We start from the raw sequence: 20,241 nt of genomic DNA, 5'->3' as shown, positions 1-20,241 counted from the left end.
TCTGGGTGGGACGGTGACGTGAGGTGGGAAATGCCGGTGAAGGGTGTGCGGGGGCGGGGCAGGGGTGTGGAGGGTGCTCAGTGGGCCAGGGGTGCCACGGCCGCGCCGTCGTGCTCCCGGGCCAGCCACCGCGCGTAGACCCGGAGGAAGGCGTGGATCCGGTACGGCTGGCCGGGCGGGCCGTCCTCCAGCAGCCCGGCCTCCACCAGCTGTTCGAGCACCGGCCCGGTGCCCGCGGCGCAGGGGCCGGGGCCCGGCTCCAGGGAGCCGAACCGCAGGAAGGTCTCCCGGAGTTCGGGGGCGAGGGCGCTGAGGGCCTGCCCGAACACCTCCGGGACGGAGAGCCGGGGGTCCTCGGCCAGCGCGAGCCGCCCGGGGGTGTCCTGCGACAGCCAGGCGGCGCAGTCCGCGACGGACAGCCCCGGCCGGGTCAGCAGCCGCCCGGCGGCGATCCGCAGGGCGAGCGGGAAGTACCCGCAGACGGCGGCCAGTTCGCGGGCCGCCCGCTCCTCGGCGGCGATCCGTTCGGCGCCGACGAGCCCGGCGAGCAGCCCGTGGGCTTCGGACGGGCCGAGGACGTCGAGGCGGTGGACCGCGCCGCCGTGCGTGGCGACGACCGCCGCGAGCCCGCGCCGGCTGGTCACGAGCACCGACGCGTCACCGGACGCGGGCAGCAGCGGCAGTACCTGGCCCGCGCCGGCGGCGTTGTCGAGGATCAGCAGCCTTCGCCCGGCGCCGGGCGCGGGCAGCAGCCCGCGGGCCTCCCCTGTCGGCACGCCGCTGCCGTCGGGGCCGGACAGGTCGATGCTGAACACCCCGCCGGGGAAGGCGTCCTGGACCTGGTGCGCGCACTGGCGGGCGAGGGCCGACTTGCCGATCCCGGGGGCTCCGGAGACGACGAGCAGCCGGGGCCCGTCGGGGTCGGCGAGCCGCAGCGCCATGGTCCGCAGGTCCGTCGCGCGCCCGGCGAAGCCGGGCACGGGCGGTATCCCGCCGGGCTCGGCGGGCCGTACGGAGGGCAGCGCGGGCGCCGTCGCGGGCGCGGGCGGGGCCTGCTCCCCGGGCCGGGCGGGCCCCAGCTCCTCGGACCGCAGGATCGCCAGCTCCAGGCGCCGCAGGCCGGGACCGGGGTCGACCCCGAGCTCGTCGCGGAGGCGGTCGCGCACCGTGCGGTACTCGGCCAGCGCCTCGGCCTGCCGGCCGGTGCGGTAGAGCGCCTCGATCAGCTGCTCGGTGAACCGTTCCCGGACGGGGTGCCGGCGCCCGCTGTCGTAGAGGTCGACGAGCACCTGGTGGCAGTTCCCGGCGGCGAGTTCGAGATCGCAGACCCGCTCCAGCACGCGCAGCCGCTCCTGTTCGAGCGCGGGGACCGCGTCCCGCTGGAGCATGCGCGAGGCGACGTTGGCCAGCGGCTGGCCCTGCCAGAGCGAGAGGGACTCGCGGAGCCGGTAGAGCTCCTCGTCCGTACCGGCGGCGGCCCGCGCCTTGGCCGCGAGTAAGCGGAAGAGCACGAGGTCGAGCGTCCCGGTGTCGTTGAGCATCCGGTATCCGCCCGGCACGGCCTCGATGGTGGTCGCGGATATGCCGTATTTAGCGAATAGCCTCCGCAGTCGCAGCACGCACGTCTGGAGGGCCGCCCGGGCCGTGGCGGGCGGTTCCTCGTCCCATACCGCGCGGAGCAGATAGTCGGTGGAAACGACCGTGCCGGGATGGAGGAGAAGAGCGGCCAGCAGGCTGGTCGGCTTGGACGGTTTGAGAACTACGGTCTCGGGGCCGTGCGCGATGCTCAGGGGCCCCAATAGCTGGAACCGCATGATGGTCCCCCGTGTCGGGTCACATGACTGTCGAGATGGGCGTGACGGGGGCGGTGGTCTGCCGAGCCCCGCCCCCGACACACTCCGGAAATAGTCCGGACCAGTGCCCGAGGATGCCCGCCGCCCCCCGTTGGACGGTGAATGACTGGAACACTACATAACGGATCTTGTGAAAGTCGAGTCGTCGGCTGGCTCAATTCGAACCCACCGTTCGGACTTCTCCTCTCAGTCACCCCGACGCCTCGCGGAGTTACTGTCGACCCGCCAAGACTGTTCATAGCTAAACGAGTTCCGATGGCCGGATCGCTTGAGTCCTAATGGAGAAATCCGCGCCGTCGCATCTCCACCACGACCGGATTGCAGCGCTCCGCCCGGCGGATTCCGACCTCGACAACCGGAATCCGCCCTGATGGCGGCGGGGGAGGGCGGGTTACTCGAACCGTGCGGTGTCGCCCGCGCCCCGGCGAACGATTTCGGCCTCGCCGCTCGAGAAATCGATGACGGTCGTCGGCCGGGTACCGCAGTCGCCCGAGTCGAGGACGGCGTCCACTTCGTGGTCGAGCCGCTCCTTGATCTCCCATCCCTGCGTCATCGGTTCCTCCTCGTCGGGCAGGAGCAGGGTGCTGGAAACCAGCGGTTCGCCGAGTTCCGCGAGCAGCGTCTGCGTCACGAGGTGATCGGGAATCCGGACACCGACGGTCTTCTTCTTCGGGTGCAGCAGCTGGCGCGGCACCTCGGAGGTCGCGCGGAGGATGAAGGTGTACGGGCCGGGGGTCGCGGCCTTGATCGCGCGGAACACGTCGTTGTCCACGTGCGCGAACTGGCCCAGCTGTGCGAAGTTCTGGCACACGAGGGTGAAGTGGTGCCGGTCGTCGAGGTCGCGGATCGACCGGATCCGGCCGAGGGCCTCCCGGTTGCCCAGCTGGCATCCGAGAGCGAAACAGGAGTCGGTCGGGTACGCGATGAGCGCCCCGGAGCGGATGCTGTCGGCCACGCTGCTGATGGTGCGCCGCTGAGGATTCTCGGGGTGCACGTCGAAGTACTTCGCCATCCGCCGAGCCTACGGGACCGGAACCCGCCGTTCGGCCGCCGTCGCGCGGGACGCCGCGGGGGCCCCGGCTGCCGCGAACGGCCCGCCCCCGCAAGCGGAAGTGCTCCGTCCGGGTTCTCTTCGGGGACCCGTTCGGCCCCAGGGCCGAGTTTGTGATCATCGTTTTGGCTCCCGATCGTTTTGATGCTGCCATCCGGCCGTGCGATATCTGGGAGGGCTGCGTGGCGATGCCGCGGACGAAACGGACGAGGGCCTGGAGTGTCGTGGCCGCGGTGACGGGCGCCGTGCTGGTCGTGGCCGCCGCGCCGGGCCGGGCCCCCGGCGCGGACGTCCCGCGCCGCGGCGCGGGTACGCCCCCCGGGGCGGCCGTGACCCTGCTGGTCGCCCGCGCGCTCGACGTCGGCCGCGGGTCCGGCGGGGTGCGGTGCGCCGCGGGGACCTACCGGGCCGGCCTGTGCGGTGCCTGGCGCGAACAGCGGGTGCTGGCGACCGCCCGGGGCGACGGAGCCGTCCTGCGCGGCCCGTACGCGGTCGCGGGGGACGTCCTGCCCACCGACCCCGACGGCCCCCTGGAGATCGCCGCCGAGTCCGCGGGCCGCCTCACCGACGTGAGCGTCCACGACGCCCACGGCCGGCACCTGGCCGGCGAACTGCTCCCCGGCACCGGCCGCTGGCGCAACACCGAACCGCTGCGGGCGGGCGAGAGCTACACCGTGCGGGTCGGCGCCCAGGACGGGTCCGGCGCACCGGTCGGCGCGACCATGGCCTTCAGGACCTCGCCGCCCGCCGACGGGGGCCGCCTCACCGCCGAGTTCGGCCCCCTGCCCGGCACGTACGGCGCGGGCGAGATCGTCACGGCCGAACTCAGCCGCCCGGTGCCCGCGACCGACACCGAAGCCCGCGTCCGGCTGGAGCAGGCGCTCCAGGTGACCTCGGAGCCGCACGTCGAGGGCGCCTGGCACTGGGTCGACGACTCCACCCTGCACTTCCGGCCCCGCACCTACTGGCCCGCCCACACCGTCGTCCGCGTCAGCAGCGGACTCGACGGGGTCGAACTCGGCGACCAGGGGTACGGGGGGCCCTCCGAGCCCCTCCGGTTCACCGTCGGCGACCGGATCGAGGCCGTCACCGACTCCGCCGCCCACGAGATGACCGTACGCCGCAACGGACGGGTCATCAGGACCATCCCCGTCACCACCGGCAAGGCGGGCTTCCTGACCCGCAGCGGCATCAAGGTCGTCCTCGGCAAGGAGCGCAAGGTCCGCATGCGCGGCGACTCCGTCGGGATCCAGCGCGGCACCAAGGAGTTCTACGACCTGCCCGTCCTCTACGCGACCCGCGTCACCTGGAGCGGCGAGTACGTCCACGCCGCCCCCTGGTCGGTCGAGGCGCAGGGCGAGGAGAACGTCAGCCACGGCTGCACGGGCATGAGCACCGAGGACGCCGCCTGGTTCTTCGAGACGGTCCGCGAGGGCGACATCGTGGAGGTGGTCAACAGCGGCGGCGACGAGATGCCCCCCTTCAGCAACGGCATCGGCGACTGGAACCTGGACTGGCGCACCTGGCTGTCGGGCAGCGCCCTCGCCGCCGCACCCCCACGGGACCCCGCCCCGCTCCGCGCGTCCCGCCTCCACCCGACGACCTGACCCGCCGCCGGCCGCCTGACCCGCCGTCGGCCGCCGGGGCGGCCGGGGCGGCCGGCGCCCGCCGGGCCGGGGCCGATGTGCTGAACCGCACGGCCCCGAGGCATCCCCGCCCCGCGCACCGGGCACCCACCACCGGTGACCCCTCTCCAGCTGCGCAGCCCCGCACCGCAGGCCGTCACCCGCCCGCGCCGGGCCCTGGTCGCCGGCGCGGCGGGCAACTTCGTCGAGTGGTACGAGTTCGGCGTCTACGGCTGCTTCGCCACGGTCATCGCCGCCCGGTTCTTCACCCCGGACCCCGCGACGGGCCCGGCCGGCGCCGGACCGCTCATCGCCACCTACGCCTCCTTCGCCGTGGCCTTCTTCTTCCGCCCCGCGGGAGCCCTGCTGTTCGGCCGGCTCGGGGACCGCGTCGGCCGCCGCCCCACCCTCGTCCTCGTCATCTGCCTCATGACGGCCGCCACCGCCCTCATCGGCCTGCTGCCCACCCGGGCCACGGCCGGCGACGCCGCCCCCTGGCTGCTCACCCTGCTGCGCGCCCTCCAAGGCCTCTCCGCGGGAGGGGAGTTCGGCGGGGCGGTCGCCCTGATGACCGAGTACGCGCCCGCCGGGCGGCGCGGCCGCTACGGCGCGTGGCAGTCCTTCACCGTCGCCCTCGGCCTCCTCGCGGGCGCCGCCACGGCCGCCACGGCCGCCTCCCTGCTCTCCTCGGCGGCCCTGTACGACTGGGGCTGGCGGATCCCGTTCCTGCTCGCCCTGCCCCTCGGCGCGGTGGCGCTGTGGCTGCGCACCGGCCTGACGGAGCCACCGCCCCCGCCCCGGGCCCCCGCGCCGCCCCCGCCGGATCCCGCCGCCGCGGCGCCCGCGGCCCCCGGCACCGCCCGCGCCGTCGCGCTCGGCATCGGCCGGATCATGGGCTGGTCGGCGGCCGGGTACACCTTCCTCGTCGTGCTCCCCTCCTACCTCCAGTCCACCCTCGGCGCGACCTTCCGGGAGGCCCTGATCGCCACCACCGTCGCCAACCTCGGCTTCGCCGCCGCGATCCTGCCCGCCGGCATCCTCAGCGACCGCGTCGGCCGCCGCCCCGTCATGCTCTGCGGCGCCCTGTGCGTCACCCTCTTCGCCCTCCCGCTCCTGCACCTCCTCCAGGACCCGGCCGCCTCCGCGACGGCCAAGGCGGCCGCCGTACTCGGCGCGGGCGCCGCCGTCGGCCTGCTCGCCGGCCCCGGGCCCGCCATGCTCGCGGAGATGTTCCCCGCGTCCGTGCGCTGCACCGGGCTCGGGCTGGCCTACTCCCTCGCCAACGCCGTCTTCTCCGGCTGCGCGGGCCTCGCCGTCACGGCCCTGACCGCCGCGACGGGCGACACCGACGTCCCCGCCTACTACGCCGCCGGCGCCTGCGCCCTCAGCGCCCTCGCCCTGGCGGGCCTGCGCCGCGACGACCACCTGCGGCCCCTGCGATGAGGGTCGTCGGCCTGATGTCGGGCACCTCCTACGACGCGATCGACGCCGCCGCCGCGGACCTCGCGTTCACCGACGGGGGCGACGCCCTGCGGCTGGTCCCGCTGGGCATGATCAGCGCCCCCTACGAGGACACCCTGCGGACCGCGCTCGCCGCGGCCCTGCCCCCCACGGCCACCACCCTGGCCGACGTGTGCGCGCTCGACACCCGCATCGGGCAGGCCTTCGCGGCACTGGCCGTCCGCGCCGACCGCGAACTGTGCGGTAGCCAGGCCGAGTTGATCGCCTCGCACGGGCAGACCGTCTACCACTGGGCATCCGGCGGAACCGTGCACGGGACGCTCCAGCTCGGCCGTCCCGCCTGGATCGCCGAGGCCACCGGCCGCCCCGTCGTCGCCGACTTCCGCCCGGGCGACGTCGCGGCGGGCGGCCAGGGCGCCCCGCTGGTCAGCCTGATCGACCTGATGCTCCTGCGCGGCCGCCCCGGCGCGCCGGCCGCCCTCAACATCGGCGGGATCGCCAACGTCACCGCCCTGCCCGCGTCCGGACCGCCGCTGGCCTTCGACACCGGGCCCGGCAACGCCCTGCTGGACGCGGCCGCGCGCCGACTCGCCCCCGGCGGGCCGGGGTTCGACGAGGGCGGCGCCCTCGCGGCCACCGGACGGGTCCACGCGCCGCTGCTGCGGCGCCTGCTGGCCGAGCCGTACTACCGGCTGCCCGCACCCAAGACCACCGGCAAGGAGCTCTTCCACCCCGGACACCTGGACGCGGCCCTCGCGGGCTTCGGCGGCCTGCCGCCGCAGGACGTCATGGCCACGCTCACCCGGCTCACCGCGCGGACCGTCGCCGACGGGCTGGGCCCGCTCGGCGTCACCGAGGTCTTCGCCTCCGGCGGCGGCACCCGCAACCCGGTGCTCATGGCCGCGCTCCGGGAGGAGCTGCCCGCGGACACCGCCCTGCTGGACTCCGGCGTGCTCGGCCTGCCCGCCGGCGCGAAGGAGGCGTACGCCTTCGCCGTCCTCGGGTTCCTGGCCCTGCACGGGCTCCCCGGCAACGCCCCCGCGTGCACCGGCGCCCGCGGTCCCCGGATCCTCGGCTCCCTCACCCCGGGCCGGGGCCCGCTGCGCCTGCCGCCCGGGCCGGCCTACCCGCCGGCCTCCCTGGTCGTCGTCCCGCCCCCGACGGAAGGATCCCGGCCCGGATGATGCACCGTCCGTGAGGGCAGTACGGAGGCGACGGCCGCCGTCGTCCAGCTCCCGTGCGTGGGCAGGGCGGACCAGGAGTGGCGCCTCGCCCGCTGAACCCCGGCCGGCTGTCGAACGTACATCCGAACGGCGGGTGCCCCGCCTCGCCGGAACGGTCCGCCGTCCGCATAGTGAGTGGAGGAACGGCAGGCGGAAGGGGACGTCCCGTGCCATCGGTGCGACCGGGGGGCGAGCAGGCTCAGGGCCCCTTCCGGTCCGAGCCCGGAACCCTGCTCGAACACGTCTCCGTGGCCGTCTTCGGCATCGACGACCAGGGACTCGTCTGCTACTGGGGCCCCGGCGCCCACGACCTCTTCGGCCACCACGCGGGCGAGATCCTCGCGCGGCCCGGCGGGCTCCTCCTCGCCGAGGGCCCCGCGGCGGCCTCCCGGCTGGTGGAGCGGGCCAGGACCGAGGGCTACTGGCGGGGCCGGCTCACGGCACGCCACCGCGACGGCACCGCCTTCGCCTGCGGATTCCGGGTCTTCCCCGTGACCGGCACCGGCGGCCGCTCGGTGGTCATGGGCCTGGCCAGCCGCAGCGAGGAGCTCGACCGGGTCAAGGGCAACCTGGCCTTCCTCGACGCGCTCTTCGAAACCTGCCCCATCGGCCTGGTCATGCTCGACCAGGACCTCCGCTACGTCCACCTCAACCAGGCCCTCGCCGACATGGACGGCCTGCCCATCGCGGAACACCTCGGCCGCCGCATCGACGAGGTCATGATCGTGACCGACGGGGACGAGTTCCGGAGCATGCTCCACGCAGTGGCCGACGAGGGCGCACCCGCCGTCGGGGTGCTGACCGGCCTGCACCCCCTCGGCCATCCGGACCGTGACCAGGTGCGCTCGGTGAGCTTCTTCCCCCTCAGCGGCGCCGTCGGCACGCGGCCCGGGCTCGGCGGACTGATCCTGGACGTCACCGACCGGGAACGGGCCATCCTGGAAGCGGCCGCGGGACGCCGCCGCCTCGCCCTGCTGGACCGCGCCTCCACCACCATCGGCACCACCCTGGACGTGGGGCGGACCGCCCAGGAGCTGGTCGACGTGGCGATGCCCGAGTTCTGCGACGGCGCCGTGGTCGAAGTCGTGGAGTGGATGGACGAGACCGAGCTCTTCGACCCCGACCGCCCGCTCCTCACCCGCCGCATCGCCTCCGGGACGGTCCTGCCGCCGCCCGCCACCGAACTCGTCAGCGGAGTGGAGCGGGTGCGCTGCCCGCCCGGCTCCGTCATCCACGACATGCTGCGCACCGGCCGGCCCGTCTCCGCCACCGTCGACGAGGACTTCCTGACCCGCACCGTCTCCATCGAGTCCCGCGCGCGCCTCATGGCCGAGAGCGGGGTGGCCTGCGTCCTCGTCGCACCCCTCATCGCCCGGGGCACCGTCCAGGGCATCGCTGTGTTCGGCCGTTCCGGCGGCCGCCCGGCGTTCACCGGGGACGACCTCGCCCTGGCCGGGGAGCTGGCCTCCCGCGCCGCGATCTGCCTGGACAACGCCCGCCTGTACAGCCGCGTCCAGGACATCTCCCTCACCCTCCAGCGAGCCCTGCTGCCCAGCGCGCAGGCGACCAGCCCCTACGCGGAGGTGGCGCACCGCTACGTCCCCGGCGGCCGCGTCACCGAGGTCGGCGGAGACTGGTACGACGTGATCGAACTGCCCGGCCACCGGGTCGCCCTGGTGGTCGGCGACGTGATGGGGCACGGGGTCCCGGCCGCCGCGGCCATGGGCCGGCTCCGCATCACCACCAAGGCCCTGGCCCGGCGAGAGGTCGAACCGGCCGCCATGCTCGGCGAGCTCGACGCGCTCGCGCGGGAGGCCGGCATCGAGCTGGCCACCTGCCTCTACCTCGTCTACGACGCGACGACCGGACGCGCCCGCATCGCCAGCGCCGGCCACCCCCCGCTCCTGGTCCTCCACCCCGACGGCACGGTACGGACCGTCGACGAGGTCCTCGGCGTGCCGCTCGGCGTCGGAGGCTTCCCCTTCCGCACGACGGAGATCGAACTCCCCGAGCGGGCGGTCCTCGCCCTGTACACCGACGGACTCGTCGAGGCGCGCGGCCGGGACATCGAGGCCGGGCTCGACGCGCTGCGCGCCGAACTCGGCCGCCCGGGCGGCCCGCAGGACACGCTGGAGACGACCGCCGACCGCATCCTGGCCAACCTGCTGCCCGACCCGGCCGCCGACGACACGGTCCTGGTCCTGGCCCGCGTCCGCCGCGCGCCCTGACGGGACGGGGAGGTGCGCCGCGGGCCCGCCGGGTCCAGGGTGGAAGGGGGACGTACGCACCACTGACCGAGGTGAGCGAGGGACGATCCATGACGGCGACGACGCGCGAGAACACACCGGTGGAGATCGAGGGCGGCGGCGTCGAGCTGCGCACCCGGGAGATCGGCGGCGGCCTGTCCGTCGCCTTCGTGCGGTTCCCCGCGGGGACCGACATGGCTCCCGCCCTCAAGGGCATGCCGGACGACCTCTGCCCCTGCCCGCACTGGGGCTACCTGCTCAAGGGCCGGCTGAAGATGGTGACGAAGGACGGCGAGGAGGTCTACGAGGCGGGTCAGGCCTTCTACTGGCCGGCCGGCCACGCCCCCGTGGCCCTGGAGGACTGTGAGTACGTCGACTTCTCCCCGACGCGGGAGTTCACCGAGGTCGTGGACCACATCAAGGCCCAGGGCTGACCCGCCCGCCGCCGCCCCCCCGGCGGCCGTTCGCGCCGCGGCCCGCGCCCGCCGAACAGCACGAGGCCCCGGGGCGTCGCGGCCCCGGGGCCTCGTACGGTCACTTCGCTTGACCGCCTGTTCAACGATCCGGGGCCCGGTACGTCACGCCGGGACACCGCCTAGGGTGGCGTCGTGACGAAACCGAACACGGGCGCGAGCGGGTACCGGGTGCTGTACGGGTGCATGGGGCTGGGCGGGAGCTGGGATCCGGCGCCGTACGGGCCCGCGGACATCGACGCCGCCGAGGCGGCCGTCGAGGCGGCCCTCGACAGCGGCATCACGGCCTTCGACCACGCCGACATCTACCGCCACGGCAAGTCCGAGGCGGTCTTCGGCGAGGTCCTCGCGCGGACGCCCGGACTGCGCGAACGCATCACCCTCCAGACCAAGTGCGGGATCCGCCTCGCGGACGGCACCGGCCCGGGCCGCTACGACCTGCGCGGCGAGAGCATCACGCGGCGGGTCGAGGAGAGCCTGACCCGGCTGCGGACCGACGCGGTCGACGTCCTGCTCCTGCACCGCCCCGACCCCCTCGCCGACCCCGACGACATCGCGCGGGCCCTGACGTCCCTGCACCGGCAGGGCCTCGTACGCGCCTTCGGCGTGTCCAACATGGGGGCCGCGCAGATCGCCCGGCTCCAGGCGGGGCTCGGCCTGCCGCTCGTGGCGAACCAGCTGGAGATGAGCCTGCACAGCCGCGACTGGGTCGAGGCCGGGGTGCTGCTCAACACCCCCCGGGCCGCCGCCAACGGCTTCCCCTTCGGCACGCTGGAGCACTGCGCCGACCACGGCATCCGCCTCCAGGCCTGGGGCGCGCTGGCCCAGGGCCGCTTCACCGGCCGCCAGGAGACCCCCGCCGAACGGGCCACGGCCGACCTCCTGGCCAACCTCGCCCACCGCAAGGGCACCACGCCCGAGACGGTCCTGCTGTGGTGGCTGATGCGGCACCCCGCCGGCATCGCCCCGGTCATCGGCAGCGCCCGCCCGGACCGCATCCGCGCCTGCCGCGACGCGGCCCGGCGCGAGCCCGACCTCACCCACGAGGAGTGGTACGAGCTCTGGGTCACGGCCCGCGGGGTACCGCTGCCCTGAGCAGCGGCACCACCGCCCCGAGCACCGGGTTCCGCCGTGTCGTAACACCTCCGCGACCTCGCCCGGGGCCGATAGTGGGGCGGTGAGCGAGAGCGCGGAGGGACCCGGCCCGGCCGGTGACGGCGGCGGCGCGGCCTGGTCCGGGAGCGAGGGCGCGCAGGCCTTCGCGGCGGTGGAGGCGGCCACGGACTGGCTCCTCGGCTACCCCTTCGTCTTCCGGGCCCTGTCCGACCGGATCGGCGCCGGCTCGGTCCTCGTGGACTACGGCTGCGGCCCCGGCAAGGTCGCCGACCGCGCGGCCCGCCGGCTCGGCGCGTACGTCATCGGGGTCGACACCTCGCCCGAGATGCTCGACCTGGCCCGCGACGGGGCGCGGGCCGTCGCCGAGTTCCACCTCGTGGAGGACGGCCGGGTCACCGCCCTCGCGGACGGCTGCGCCGACGCCGTCATGTGCAACCACGTCCTGGCCTCGCTGCCCACGCGGGAGGCGGTCCTCGCCGTCTTCACCGAGATCCGCCGGCTCCTGCGCCCCGGCGCCCCCTTCGCCCTGCTGAGCACCGACCCCGCCCGCAGCGGCACCGCGTACGCGTCGCTGCGCATCGGTGAGGCGGGCGAGGAGTACGGGCCCGGCGACCCGCTGACCGTACGACTGCTGCGCACCGACGGCTCCTGGCAGGAGATGAGCAACCACGCCTGGCCCGTCGGCGTCCTGCCGGCCCTGCTGGACCGCGCCGGCTTCGGGGACGTAGTCCAGCACCACCCCACCGTCGACGAGGCGCTCGACGTCGCGGACCCGGACCTCGTCCGCAGCCGCCCGTGGCGGGCCGAGCGGGCGGACCCGCCCCTGGTGGTCACCACCGCCCGGGCGCTCTGACCACCCGTCGAACCCGGCCGGAGGCCCGCTGGAGCCCGGGCAGCGGCCCCCGGCTCCCCGCCCCCGGCCCCGCCTAGGATGGCCGCATGACTGCTGCCTCCCCCGGCCCGACGGCCGCCCCCGCCCCGAGGAACCACGGCGGCTCGCTGGCCAGGTCCCAGCGGTCGTTGGGCGATCCACGGCTGGAGTACCCGCTGTGGCCGCCGCTGCCGCGCGGCTGCCCCGGTACCCGGACGGAGCGGACGGACTTCCCCCTGGAGGTCGACTACGCCTACGAGGACACCCCCGCCGGCCTCTTCGACGCACCGGTGCGCGCCGGACTGGAACGCTGGGCGCCGCTCCTGCCCCCGCTCGACGCACCCGGGCTGGGGGAGGGCGCCACCCCGCTGCTCCCCTTCGGCGACGGAGTCTGGATCAAGGACGAGTCGCGCAACCCCACGTGGAGCCACAAGGACCGGCTCAACCGGGTCACGGTGAGCGCGGCCGTCCACGAGGGAGCACCGGGCATCGCCGTGGCCTCCTCCGGGAACCACGGCGCCTCGGCCGCGGCCTACGCCGCCCGCGCCGGCCTGCGGTGCGTGGTGCTCGCCTCCGCCGGCGCCCCGCCCGCCGTCGCCTCGTTCCTGCGGGCGTACGGCGCCGTCGTCCTGCCCGTTCCGGCGCCCGACCGCTGGCCGCTGCTGAACGAGATCACCGACCGGCTCGGCTTCCACCCCGTCAGCAACCTGACGCGCACGCACACCGGACACCCCTTCGGCGCGGAGGGGTACAAGACCATCGCCTACGAGATCCACGCCGAGATCGGCGTCCCCGCCGCCGTGTTCGCCCCCACCGGGTACGCCGAGATGCTCTTCGGCATCGGGAAGGGCTTCGCGGAACTGCGCCGGCTCGGCGTCACCGACCGGGTGCCCCGCATGATCGGCTGCGAACCCGCCGCGGGCGGCCCGCTGTCGGCGGCGATCCGCTCCGGCACCCCCGCCGCCGTCGTACCGGTCGGCCCCACCGACGCGTACGCCATCAGCTGCGCGGCGGGCGGACACCGGGGGGTCCGCGCCGTCCTCGACAGCCGGGGGGCCGCCCTGCTGGTGACGGACGCCGAGCTGTCCGGCGCCCAGGCGGCCCTGGCCGCCCAGGGGATCTGGGCGGAGCTGTCCGCCGCGGCCGGACTGGCGGGGCTGCGGCAGCGGACCGCCGCCGGAGAGGAGTTCGACGGGCCCGTGGTGTGCGTGTCCACATCCAGCGGCTTCAAGGGCCTCGGCGTGGGCGCCGAACCCCTGGAACCCGTCGACCCCGCCTGGGACACGGTCTCCCGGCTGCTGGAGGACGCCGGCATCGGCTGACGCGCCCGGGGGAGTATTCCGGTTGCCTCCCGGGGCCCCCGCTGACAGGGTCCCAGGATGCCCACCTTCACCACCACCGACGGAACCCGCCTCGCCTACCGCGTACTCGGGGACGGCGATCCGCTCCTCTGCGTCCCGGGCGGACCGGCCGACTCCCGCTACCTCGGTGACCTCGGCGGACTGTCCGCGCACCGCCGCCTCATCGCCTTGGACCTGCGCGGCACCGGCCGCTCCGAAGTCCCCGCAGACCCCTCCTCCTACCGCTGCGACCGGATCGTCGACGACGTCGAGGCCCTGCGCGTCCACCTCGGTCTCGACCGCACCGACCTGCTCGGCCACTCCGCCGGCGCCAACGTCGCCACCCAGTACGCGATCCGCCACCCGGAGCGCCTCGGCAGGCTCGCGCTGATCACCCCGGGCAGCCGGGCCGTCGGCATCGAGGCCACCGGCGAGGAACGGCGCGCGCTCGCCCGGCTGCGCGCGGACGAACCCTGGTTCCCCGGGGCGTTCGCCGCCCTGGAGGCGATCACCCGCGGCACCGGCGGCGACTGGGAGGCCGTCAGCCCCTTCTTCTGCGGCCGGTGGGACGACGCGGCGCGCGCACACCAGGCGGCCGCCCGCCCGGCCAACGGGCAGGCCGTCGCCGGATTCGGAGCGGAGGGAGCCTTCGACCCGCCGGGCGCCCGGGAGGCGCTCGCCGGCTGCGGGGTGCCGACGCTGCTGCTGGCCGGGGAGTACGACCTGAACAGTCCCCCCGGGACCGTGGCCGCGTTCGCCGGCCTGTTCCCCGACGCGAGGCTCGTCGTACAGCCCGGGGCCGGGCACTACCCGTGGATCGACGACGCCGACCGGTTCACGGCGGCGGTACGGGCCTTCCTCGGCTGACCGGAGCCGCCCGCGGAACGCCGCTCAGCCCGTCGGACGCCGCTCAGCCCGCGGACGGCAGCGGATGGCCGTCGTCGTCGGTCGGGTCGAGCTGGCTGGAGAACCGGTTCAGGAAGGCGTCGTACCAGCCGTCCGGCCGCCGGGTCAGGGTCGCGCCGTCCTGCCAGGTGCCGTTGTCATCCCACCACTGGCTGTCGTACGGGTCGCCCTGGTTCTGGTGGATGTTGTGCATCCCCAGGCCGTGGTGGCGGAACGGCTCCCCGAAGACCAGGATCTCCCTCCCGGGTACCAGGATCGGCTCCAGCGCGCGGGCGGCGTCGAGGTTGGAACCGGAGGTCCACGGCCGCTGCGGGCTCCACCGGTCCGCGAGCGCCCGGAGCAGGGCCGGAGGGCGGCGCAGGAAGAGGCAGCCGGACCGGTCCGCGAGCGCCGGGTGCCGCAGGTAGTCCAGGGCGCCCGAACCGGAGCTCATGGAGAGGTCGTGGTACCCGGGAGCCAGGGACGGCACCGGATCGAGCACCGACGGCGCGAGCACGAGCGTCTTCCACCGCACCCCGGTGGCCGACTCCTTGCTGTCCACGTCGACGGCGCACCGGTAGCGCCCGGCGGGAGCGTCGACCTCCAGATTGACGTGGAACCAGGCGCCCTGGGTGTCGGGCCGGTCGCGGAAATGGCGGTGCAGCGTCCCTGACAGCACGCCGTAGGCGTCTAGTGGCATGCCGTCCAGTCAACCACCGGCCCGCCGCCCGCGCCCGGGACGCGCGGGGAACCGGTACCCGTGATCCGGTCCCCGCGCGGCCTCCGGTCCTCCGTCCTCAGGAGGGGCGGCGGCGCAGACGCGTCGTCAGGTGGTGCTGGAGCGGCTGCCCCACGGCCGCCATGTCCTGCAGCACCGTCAGCTCCCCCTCGCCCAGCGTGTAGTGGCGCCGGGTCGCGGTGACCTCCTTGGCCCGCGGGGTCAGCGCCACCTCCTTCGTCGCGATCTCGATCTCGGAGCCGGTCACCTGCCCGACGTACGTCTCGACGATCCCCGTGGGGTGGGCGAGCACGACCTCCAGGGACGCGTCGGGCAGCACCCGCCACCAGCCGGCCTCACGGCCCGCCGGCCGCACCGGGGCACCGGAGCCGTCGATCAGCCAGGCCCGCGCCTCGTACCGCAGGAAGGGGCGCCCGTCGTGACTGAAGGTGATCTCCTGCTCGTAGCGGAAGTCCGCGTCGAGGGTCGGGTACTCGCCCTCGCCCCGTCCGTGCCAGCGGCCCAGCAGCGGCAGCACCGGAGTCAACTGCGGATGCGGGGCCGGTCCTTCACCGAGGACGTGGGTGTCGGGGTAAGGATTTTCCTGCACCGGATCGAACATGTTCACCTTGTCTCTACGGGGCGTCGCGCGAACCGCAGCCTAGTGCCGTGACCGGAAAGGTCCACCGGCCACCGACCTAGCGGGACGGCCGGCCGGCTCCGCGTCCCGTCCACCGGGCGATCTCCTGGTCCAGTACGCCCGGGGGGAGGTACTCCGCCGGACCGTTCCACGCGTCCCGGTCCTCGTACGGGGGGATCCCCGGGAAACCGGGGTAGCCGGGCTCACCCAGCCGGACGCCGAGCCGGACGGCCACGTCCTTGCGCAGGCGGGGGAGGAGCGCGTACAGCCGGTCGCCCGGGCACGCGGTGTCGTTGAAGTCCCGGTGCCCGTGGATCTCGGACGGATCGATGCCGTACCGGTCGCAGACGTGCGTGCACAGCGCCACCAGGGCCTCGAACTGCTGGGCCGGCGGCTCCTCGCTGGTGTACGTGCCCTCGTTCTCGATGCCGACGGACACGTCGTTCTGGCCCACGCAGTGCGCGGACCGCACCTGCCGGAGGCCCGAGGTCAGCTCGGCGAGGGAACGGTGGCGGCCCTCGGTGACGAAGGCGCCCCGGCTGATGGTGAAGTGCTGACCGGTGTCGATCCAGCCCTGCACGTCCATGTGGTAGTTCTGGATCGCCCGCGCCAGCGCGAACGCGCGCTGCTGCGAGTAGTCCGTCACGTTCTTCGTCGCCGTGTGGTGCACGACGATCCGCCGCGGCGCGGAAGCCAGGACCACGACGGACTCGGACGGCTCCCGGGCACCCCACGCCTCACAGCCGAAGACCGCGGGACCGGTGGCGGCCGACGCGTGGGCACGTCCGGCCCCCGGCCACCCGGCCGCCGCCCCCAGCCCGAGCGCGCCGGCCAGGACCATCCGGCGGCTGAGGCCGGGCGAAGCGAGGGCGCGAGCGCGCATGGGAAGCTCCTTCTCACGAGGACGGGGCACCGCGGGGCCGCGGCGCCTACCGCCCAACGAGCAAAGGATCACCGGGGAACGGACCCGCCCCCGGACGGCGGAGCGACCGGACCCGGCCGGCCGTACGCCCGAACGTATGATCATCCTCCGTCGGACCCGGTCCGGGACCGTCCGCCCCCGCCCCCGCCCGTGCCACCGCCCAGGAGACCCGCGCATGACCGGCACCGCCGACCAGACCGAGCAGACCGGCCGACCGGACGGGGCCGACCAGGCCGAGCGGATCGCCCGCCGTCTCGCCGGCTACGAGAGCCACTTCGCCCGGCTCTTCGCCGCGTACTTCGACGGACTCGAAGGCACCCTCGACGCGCCCCCGCACAGCGCCTTCGCCCCCGAATGCCTGTCCCTCCTGCGGGACCTGTCCCTGCGCGGCGGCAAGCGCCTGCGCGTCGCCCTGCTCCACGAGGCCGCCCGCCTCGTCACCACCGACCCCCTCCCGGGGCTGGACGACGCCGCGCTGAGCATCGAACTCCTCCAGACCCACGGCCTGATCCACGACGACATCATCGACAACAGCCCCACCCGCCGGTCCGGCCCCTCCACCCACCACGCCTACCGCGCCCGCTTCCCGGACCACCCCCGGGCGGCCCTCGGCCTCGCCGTCCTCGCCGGAGACCTCGCCGCGTTCCTCTCCCAGCAGGTCCTCCTCCGCTCGGCGGCGCCCCTGCCGCTGCGCCACGCCATGCTGGAGGTCCAGACCGGGGCGGCCACCGCCACCCTGCTCGGCCAGATCGCCGACCTGGAACGGGACTTCACCGCCCTCCCCGACGAGGCGACCCTGCACGAGGTCGCCGAGTGGAAGTCGGCCCGCTACTCCGTCCTCGCCCCGCTCCGGCTGGGCCTGCTGGCGGCCGGCGCCGACCCCCGGCGGCACGACGCGGAGCTGCGCCGCTACGCGCGCCTGGTCGGGATCTGCGGGCAGATGCGCGACGACTACCTGGACCTGTTCGGCGACGCCCCGGACCTGGACAAGGGCGCGGGCAACGACCTGCGCGAGGGCCGGCGCAGCTACGCGGTCACCGCGGTCCTCGCCGCGGCCACCGGCCCGGACCTGGCCGTGGTCGAAGCGGCGCTCGGCGACCCGGACTGCTCCGCGGACACCGTCGGCGCGGTGCGGGACATCGGCCGGCGCCGCGGCGCCGAGGACCGCCTGCGCGCGGGCATCCGGCGCCACGCCGCACTCGCCTCGGCGGAGGCCGCCGGCTGGCGGCCCCGCTGGCGGGAGGAGGCGGTGACGTTCTTCGAACTGCTGCCGCTGCAGACCCTGGCCGGGATCGCCTAGTGCCGTGACCGCACCAGTGCCGTGACCGGCACCGGCCCGGCCGGCCCTGCGGGGCGCCCGAGGTCCTACGCGAGGCCGGCGCCCGCCGGGGACAGGTCCCGGAGCCGCTCTAGACGGGCGCGGGACTCCTCGTCCTGCGGGACGTAGGCCACCAGCCGGGGGCCCGCCGCCGGGCCCAGCCACAGGTCGGTGTGCCGCAGGTGCAGCAGCCCCACGTGCGCGTTGCGGATGTACTTCGTCTTCCCGCCCTGGGCCACCACCTCGTGCCGCGCCCACACCTCCCGGAACTCCGCCGACGCCCCCTCCAGCCGGGCCAGCAGCGCCTTCCAGGCCGGCTCGGCCAGATGCTCGGCCATCGAGGCCCGGAACTTCGCCGCCATCAGCCGGCTCGCCTCGGGCATGTCCACGATCGCCGCCCGCCAGTCCGGGTCCGTGAACGCCAGCCACAGGCAGTTGCGGTCCTCGGGCGGCAGCCGGTCCAGGTCCCCCAGCAGCCGCCCGTACGTCGTGTTGTACGCGAGGATGTCGTAGCGGCTGTTCTGCACGCACGCCGGGATCGGCCCCAGCTGGTCGAGCATCGCCCGCAGCTCCGGCGTCACGCTCGGGCAGCGGGTGTGCGGGGCCGGATCGAGGCTGCCGGCCAGCGAGAACAGGTGGGCCCGCTCGCTCCGGTCCAGGAGCAGGGCGCGCGCGAGGGCGTCCAGTACCTGCGCGGACACCTGGATCTCGCGGGCCTGTTCGAGCCAGGTGTACCAGGTGACACCGACCGCCGAGAGCTGCGCGACCTCCTCGCGGCGCAGCCCCGGGGTGCGGCGCCGCCGGCCGCGTACGAGGCCGACCTGCTCGGGGGTGATCCGCTCCCGGCGGCTGCGCAGGAACTCCGCCAGCTCGTGCCGGCGCACATCGGATTCGGGGGCCACGGTGGTCATGGGTCCAGGGTGCCGCACCCCGTAGCCGGTTGCCAGGTACTGCCTGTACCAGGATGAGGAGACTCTGGTACCAGGCTGAGGGCCGGAGGATCGTCGTACCCGTGACCGAAGCAACCGTACGCACACCCCCACCGTTCCCGTCGGCCTCCGCCGCCCCCTCGGGCCCCGCCGCGCCGGATCCGGCCGGCCCCGAGCCCGCGGCGCTGAGCACGCCGGGACTGTTCACCGTGCTGCTGGGCGCGGCCCTCCCGCTGATCGACTTCTTCATCGTCAACGTGGCCCTGCCCGCCATCGACGCCGACCTCGCAGCCGGACCGGCCATGCTGGAACTGGTCGTCGGCGGCTACGGCGTCGCCTACGCCGTCCTCCTCGTCCTGGGCGGCCGCCTCGGCGACACCGTCGGCCGGCGCCGGCTCTTCCTGGTCGGCATGGCCGCCTTCGGGCTCACCTCCCTCGCCTGCGGACTGGCCCCGACCGCCTGGACCCTGGTCGGGGCGCGGGTGGCGCAGGGAGCCGCGGCCGCGCTCATGCTGCCGCAGGTCCTCGCCACCATCCAGGCCACCACACGGGGCTCGCGCCGGGCCCGGGCGATGAGCCTGTACGGGGCGACCGCCGGGCTGTCGATGGTCGCCGGGCAGATCCTCGGCGGCGTCCTCGTCGCCGCCGACCTCGCCGGGTCGGGCTGGCGCTCCGTGTTCCTGGTCAACGTTCCCGTCGTGCTCCTGGGCCTCCTGCTCGCCGTCCGCGCCGTGCCCGAGACCCGCTCGCACCGCCCGGCCTCGATCGACGTCCCCGGGACACTGCTGCTCGCCCTGTCGCTGGTCTCCCTGCTCCTGCCCCTGACCGAGGGCCGGGCGGCCGGCTGGCCGCTGTGGACCCTGCTGTCCCTCGCGGTGTTCCCGTTCGCGGCCGCGGCCTTCTACCTGACCGAGCGCCGGGCCGACCGGCTCGGCCGCACCCCGCTGGTGCCGCCGAGCCTGCTGCGGCTGGAGTCGCTGCGGCGCGGACTGGTGATGGTGGTGCCCTTCTCGATCGGCTTCAGCGGGTTCATGTTCGTCATCGCGGTCGCACTCCAGCAGGGGCTGGCGATGGGGCCCGTACGGGCCGGGCTGGCGCTCGTCCCCATGGCCGTCGCCTTCTTCGCGGCCTCGCTCGCCGGACCCCGCCTCGTCGGACGCTTCGGCAGCCGGGTCGTCACCGCGGGCGGCGTGCTCCAGGCCCTCGGCATCGTCCTGCTCCTGATCTCCCTCCGGCAGGGCTGGCCCGGCCTCGGCCTGGCCGCACTCGCGCCCGGCGTCGCCGTCGCGGGCCTGGGCCAGGGCCTCCAGCTGCCCGTGCTCATGCGCCTCGTGCTCTCCGACGTACCGGCCGACCGGGCCGGAGTGGGCGGCGGCGTCATGATCACCACCCAGCAGTCGGCACTCGCGCTGGGCGTCGCGACCCTGGGCAGCCTCTTCCTGGCGCTGACCGAGTCCGTGGGGATGCGCGACGCGCTCCTGCTCACCCTGCTCGTCCAGCTGGGCCTGATCGCCCTGACGACCCTCCTCAGCCTGCGCCTGCCGCGCCTCGTGAACTGAGCGCCCGCGGC

The 20,241-nt window shown here is 75.1% G+C and carries 17 protein-coding genes; 11 read left to right on the top strand and 6 right to left on the bottom strand.

Annotated elements, in window-relative coordinates; genetic code table 11:
• Positions 1 to 77: 77 nt before the first annotated feature.
• Positions 78 to 1,814, bottom strand: a complete 1,737-nt coding sequence (locus tag ABZZ17_RS04350; RefSeq protein WP_356871833.1) for an AfsR/SARP family transcriptional regulator — start codon at positions 1,812 to 1,814, stop codon at positions 78 to 80.
• Positions 1,815 to 2,244: 430 nt separating this feature from the next.
• Positions 2,245 to 2,865 (bottom strand): L-threonylcarbamoyladenylate synthase, encoded by a 621-nt coding sequence (locus ABZZ17_RS04345; protein ID WP_356871831.1) that lies wholly within the window; start codon positions 2,863 to 2,865, stop codon positions 2,245 to 2,247.
• Between the two features lie 263 nt (positions 2,866 to 3,128).
• Here ABZZ17_RS04345 and ABZZ17_RS04340 point away from each other — a divergent pair, with 263 nt between their 5' ends.
• From ABZZ17_RS04340 to ABZZ17_RS04300, 9 genes are all read left to right on the top strand, one after another.
• Positions 3,129 to 4,511: an Ig-like domain-containing protein gene (locus ABZZ17_RS04340; protein ID WP_356871829.1), complete on the top strand. Its 1,383-nt coding sequence runs from the start codon at positions 3,129 to 3,131 to the stop codon at positions 4,509 to 4,511.
• A 135-nt stretch (positions 4,512 to 4,646) separates the two neighbouring features.
• Complete coding sequence (locus ABZZ17_RS04335; RefSeq protein WP_356871827.1) at positions 4,647 to 5,972, top strand: MFS transporter; 1,326 nt, start codon at positions 4,647 to 4,649, stop codon at positions 5,970 to 5,972.
• Positions 5,969 to 7,174: an anhydro-N-acetylmuramic acid kinase gene (locus ABZZ17_RS04330; protein WP_356871825.1), complete on the top strand. Its 1,206-nt coding sequence runs from the start codon at positions 5,969 to 5,971 to the stop codon at positions 7,172 to 7,174. Before ABZZ17_RS04335 ends, ABZZ17_RS04330 begins: the two co-directional genes overlap by 4 nt.
• A gap of 206 nt (positions 7,175 to 7,380) precedes the next feature.
• Positions 7,381 to 9,441 carry a SpoIIE family protein phosphatase gene (locus ABZZ17_RS04325; RefSeq protein WP_356871823.1) on the top strand — a complete coding sequence of 687 codons (2,061 nt, stop codon included), beginning with the start codon at positions 7,381 to 7,383 and terminating at the stop codon, positions 9,439 to 9,441.
• 89 nt (positions 9,442 to 9,530) lie between these two features.
• Positions 9,531 to 9,893: a hypothetical protein gene (locus tag ABZZ17_RS04320; protein ID WP_356871821.1), complete on the top strand. Its 363-nt coding sequence runs from the start codon at positions 9,531 to 9,533 to the stop codon at positions 9,891 to 9,893.
• Between the two features lie 174 nt (positions 9,894 to 10,067).
• Entirely contained in the window at positions 10,068 to 11,027 is a 960-nt protein-coding gene (locus ABZZ17_RS04315; protein ID WP_356871819.1) for an aldo/keto reductase, read from the top strand.
• Positions 11,028 to 11,109: 82 nt separating this feature from the next.
• A complete protein-coding gene (locus ABZZ17_RS04310; protein ID WP_356871817.1) occupies positions 11,110 to 11,901 on the top strand; it encodes a class I SAM-dependent methyltransferase in 792 nt (263 codons plus the stop codon).
• A gap of 86 nt (positions 11,902 to 11,987) precedes the next feature.
• Positions 11,988 to 13,241, top strand: a complete 1,254-nt coding sequence (locus ABZZ17_RS04305; RefSeq protein ID WP_356871815.1) for a pyridoxal-phosphate dependent enzyme — start codon at positions 11,988 to 11,990, stop codon at positions 13,239 to 13,241.
• Between the two features lie 57 nt (positions 13,242 to 13,298).
• Positions 13,299 to 14,126 (top strand): alpha/beta hydrolase, encoded by an 828-nt coding sequence (locus ABZZ17_RS04300; RefSeq protein ID WP_356871813.1) that lies wholly within the window; start codon positions 13,299 to 13,301, stop codon positions 14,124 to 14,126.
• A 43-nt stretch (positions 14,127 to 14,169) separates the two neighbouring features.
• Here ABZZ17_RS04300 and ABZZ17_RS04295 read toward each other — a convergent pair whose 3' ends face one another.
• The 3 genes from ABZZ17_RS04295 to ABZZ17_RS04285 form a co-directional block, all read right to left on the bottom strand.
• The gene (locus tag ABZZ17_RS04295) at positions 14,170 to 14,844 is read right to left on the bottom strand and encodes a DUF2278 family protein (protein WP_356871811.1); all 675 of its coding nucleotides are present in this window, start codon (positions 14,842 to 14,844) and stop codon (positions 14,170 to 14,172) included.
• Between the two features lie 97 nt (positions 14,845 to 14,941).
• Complete coding sequence (locus ABZZ17_RS04290) at positions 14,942 to 15,484, bottom strand: FABP family protein (protein WP_356871809.1); 543 nt, start codon at positions 15,482 to 15,484, stop codon at positions 14,942 to 14,944.
• A gap of 76 nt (positions 15,485 to 15,560) precedes the next feature.
• Complete coding sequence (locus ABZZ17_RS04285) at positions 15,561 to 16,385, bottom strand: peptidoglycan recognition family protein (RefSeq protein ID WP_356871807.1); 825 nt, start codon at positions 16,383 to 16,385, stop codon at positions 15,561 to 15,563.
• 214 nt (positions 16,386 to 16,599) lie between these two features.
• On the opposite strand from ABZZ17_RS04285, the gene ABZZ17_RS04280 reads away from it, so the two are divergent.
• Positions 16,600 to 17,724 (top strand): polyprenyl synthetase family protein, encoded by a 1,125-nt coding sequence (locus tag ABZZ17_RS04280; RefSeq protein WP_356871805.1) that lies wholly within the window; start codon positions 16,600 to 16,602, stop codon positions 17,722 to 17,724.
• A gap of 65 nt (positions 17,725 to 17,789) precedes the next feature.
• Here ABZZ17_RS04280 and ABZZ17_RS04275 read toward each other — a convergent pair whose 3' ends face one another.
• Complete coding sequence (locus ABZZ17_RS04275; RefSeq protein WP_356871803.1) at positions 17,790 to 18,653, bottom strand: helix-turn-helix domain-containing protein; 864 nt, start codon at positions 18,651 to 18,653, stop codon at positions 17,790 to 17,792.
• Between the two features lie 53 nt (positions 18,654 to 18,706).
• On the opposite strand from ABZZ17_RS04275, the gene ABZZ17_RS04270 reads away from it, so the two are divergent.
• On the top strand, positions 18,707 to 20,230 hold the full coding sequence (locus tag ABZZ17_RS04270; protein ID WP_356871801.1) for an MFS transporter: 1,524 nt from the start codon (positions 18,707 to 18,709) through the stop codon (positions 20,228 to 20,230).
• Positions 20,231 to 20,241 lie beyond the last annotated feature (11 nt).

This window comes from Streptomyces sp. NPDC006512 (genome assembly GCF_040611935.1).
GTDB lineage: Bacteria > Actinomycetota > Actinomycetes > Streptomycetales > Streptomycetaceae > Streptomyces.
The sequence above is the reverse complement of the archived record's forward strand: the minus strand, read 5'-3'. Positions and strand labels throughout refer to the sequence as shown.

Coding starts and splice junctions, on each gene's coding strand:
- ABZZ17_RS04290 (WP_356871809.1), bottom strand. CDS start 15,484: ATGTTCGATCCGGTGCAGGAAAATCCTTACCCCGACACCCACGTCCTC.
- ABZZ17_RS04330 (WP_356871825.1), top strand. CDS start 5,969: ATGAGGGTCGTCGGCCTGATGTCGGGCACCTCCTACGACGCGATCGAC.
- ABZZ17_RS04280 (WP_356871805.1), top strand. CDS start 16,600: ATGACCGGCACCGCCGACCAGACCGAGCAGACCGGCCGACCGGACGGG.
- ABZZ17_RS04285 (WP_356871807.1), bottom strand. CDS start 16,385: ATGCGCGCTCGCGCCCTCGCTTCGCCCGGCCTCAGCCGCCGGATGGTC.
- ABZZ17_RS04295 (WP_356871811.1), bottom strand. CDS start 14,844: ATGCCACTAGACGCCTACGGCGTGCTGTCAGGGACGCTGCACCGCCAT.
- ABZZ17_RS04320 (WP_356871821.1), top strand. CDS start 9,531: ATGACGGCGACGACGCGCGAGAACACACCGGTGGAGATCGAGGGCGGC.
- ABZZ17_RS04275 (WP_356871803.1), bottom strand. CDS start 18,653: ATGACCACCGTGGCCCCCGAATCCGATGTGCGCCGGCACGAGCTGGCG.
- ABZZ17_RS04300 (WP_356871813.1), top strand. CDS start 13,299: ATGCCCACCTTCACCACCACCGACGGAACCCGCCTCGCCTACCGCGTA.
- ABZZ17_RS04350 (WP_356871833.1), bottom strand. CDS start 1,814: ATGCGGTTCCAGCTATTGGGGCCCCTGAGCATCGCGCACGGCCCCGAG.
- ABZZ17_RS04305 (WP_356871815.1), top strand. CDS start 11,988: ATGACTGCTGCCTCCCCCGGCCCGACGGCCGCCCCCGCCCCGAGGAAC.
- ABZZ17_RS04345 (WP_356871831.1), bottom strand. CDS start 2,865: ATGGCGAAGTACTTCGACGTGCACCCCGAGAATCCTCAGCGGCGCACC.
- ABZZ17_RS04270 (WP_356871801.1), top strand. CDS start 18,707: ATGAGGAGACTCTGGTACCAGGCTGAGGGCCGGAGGATCGTCGTACCC.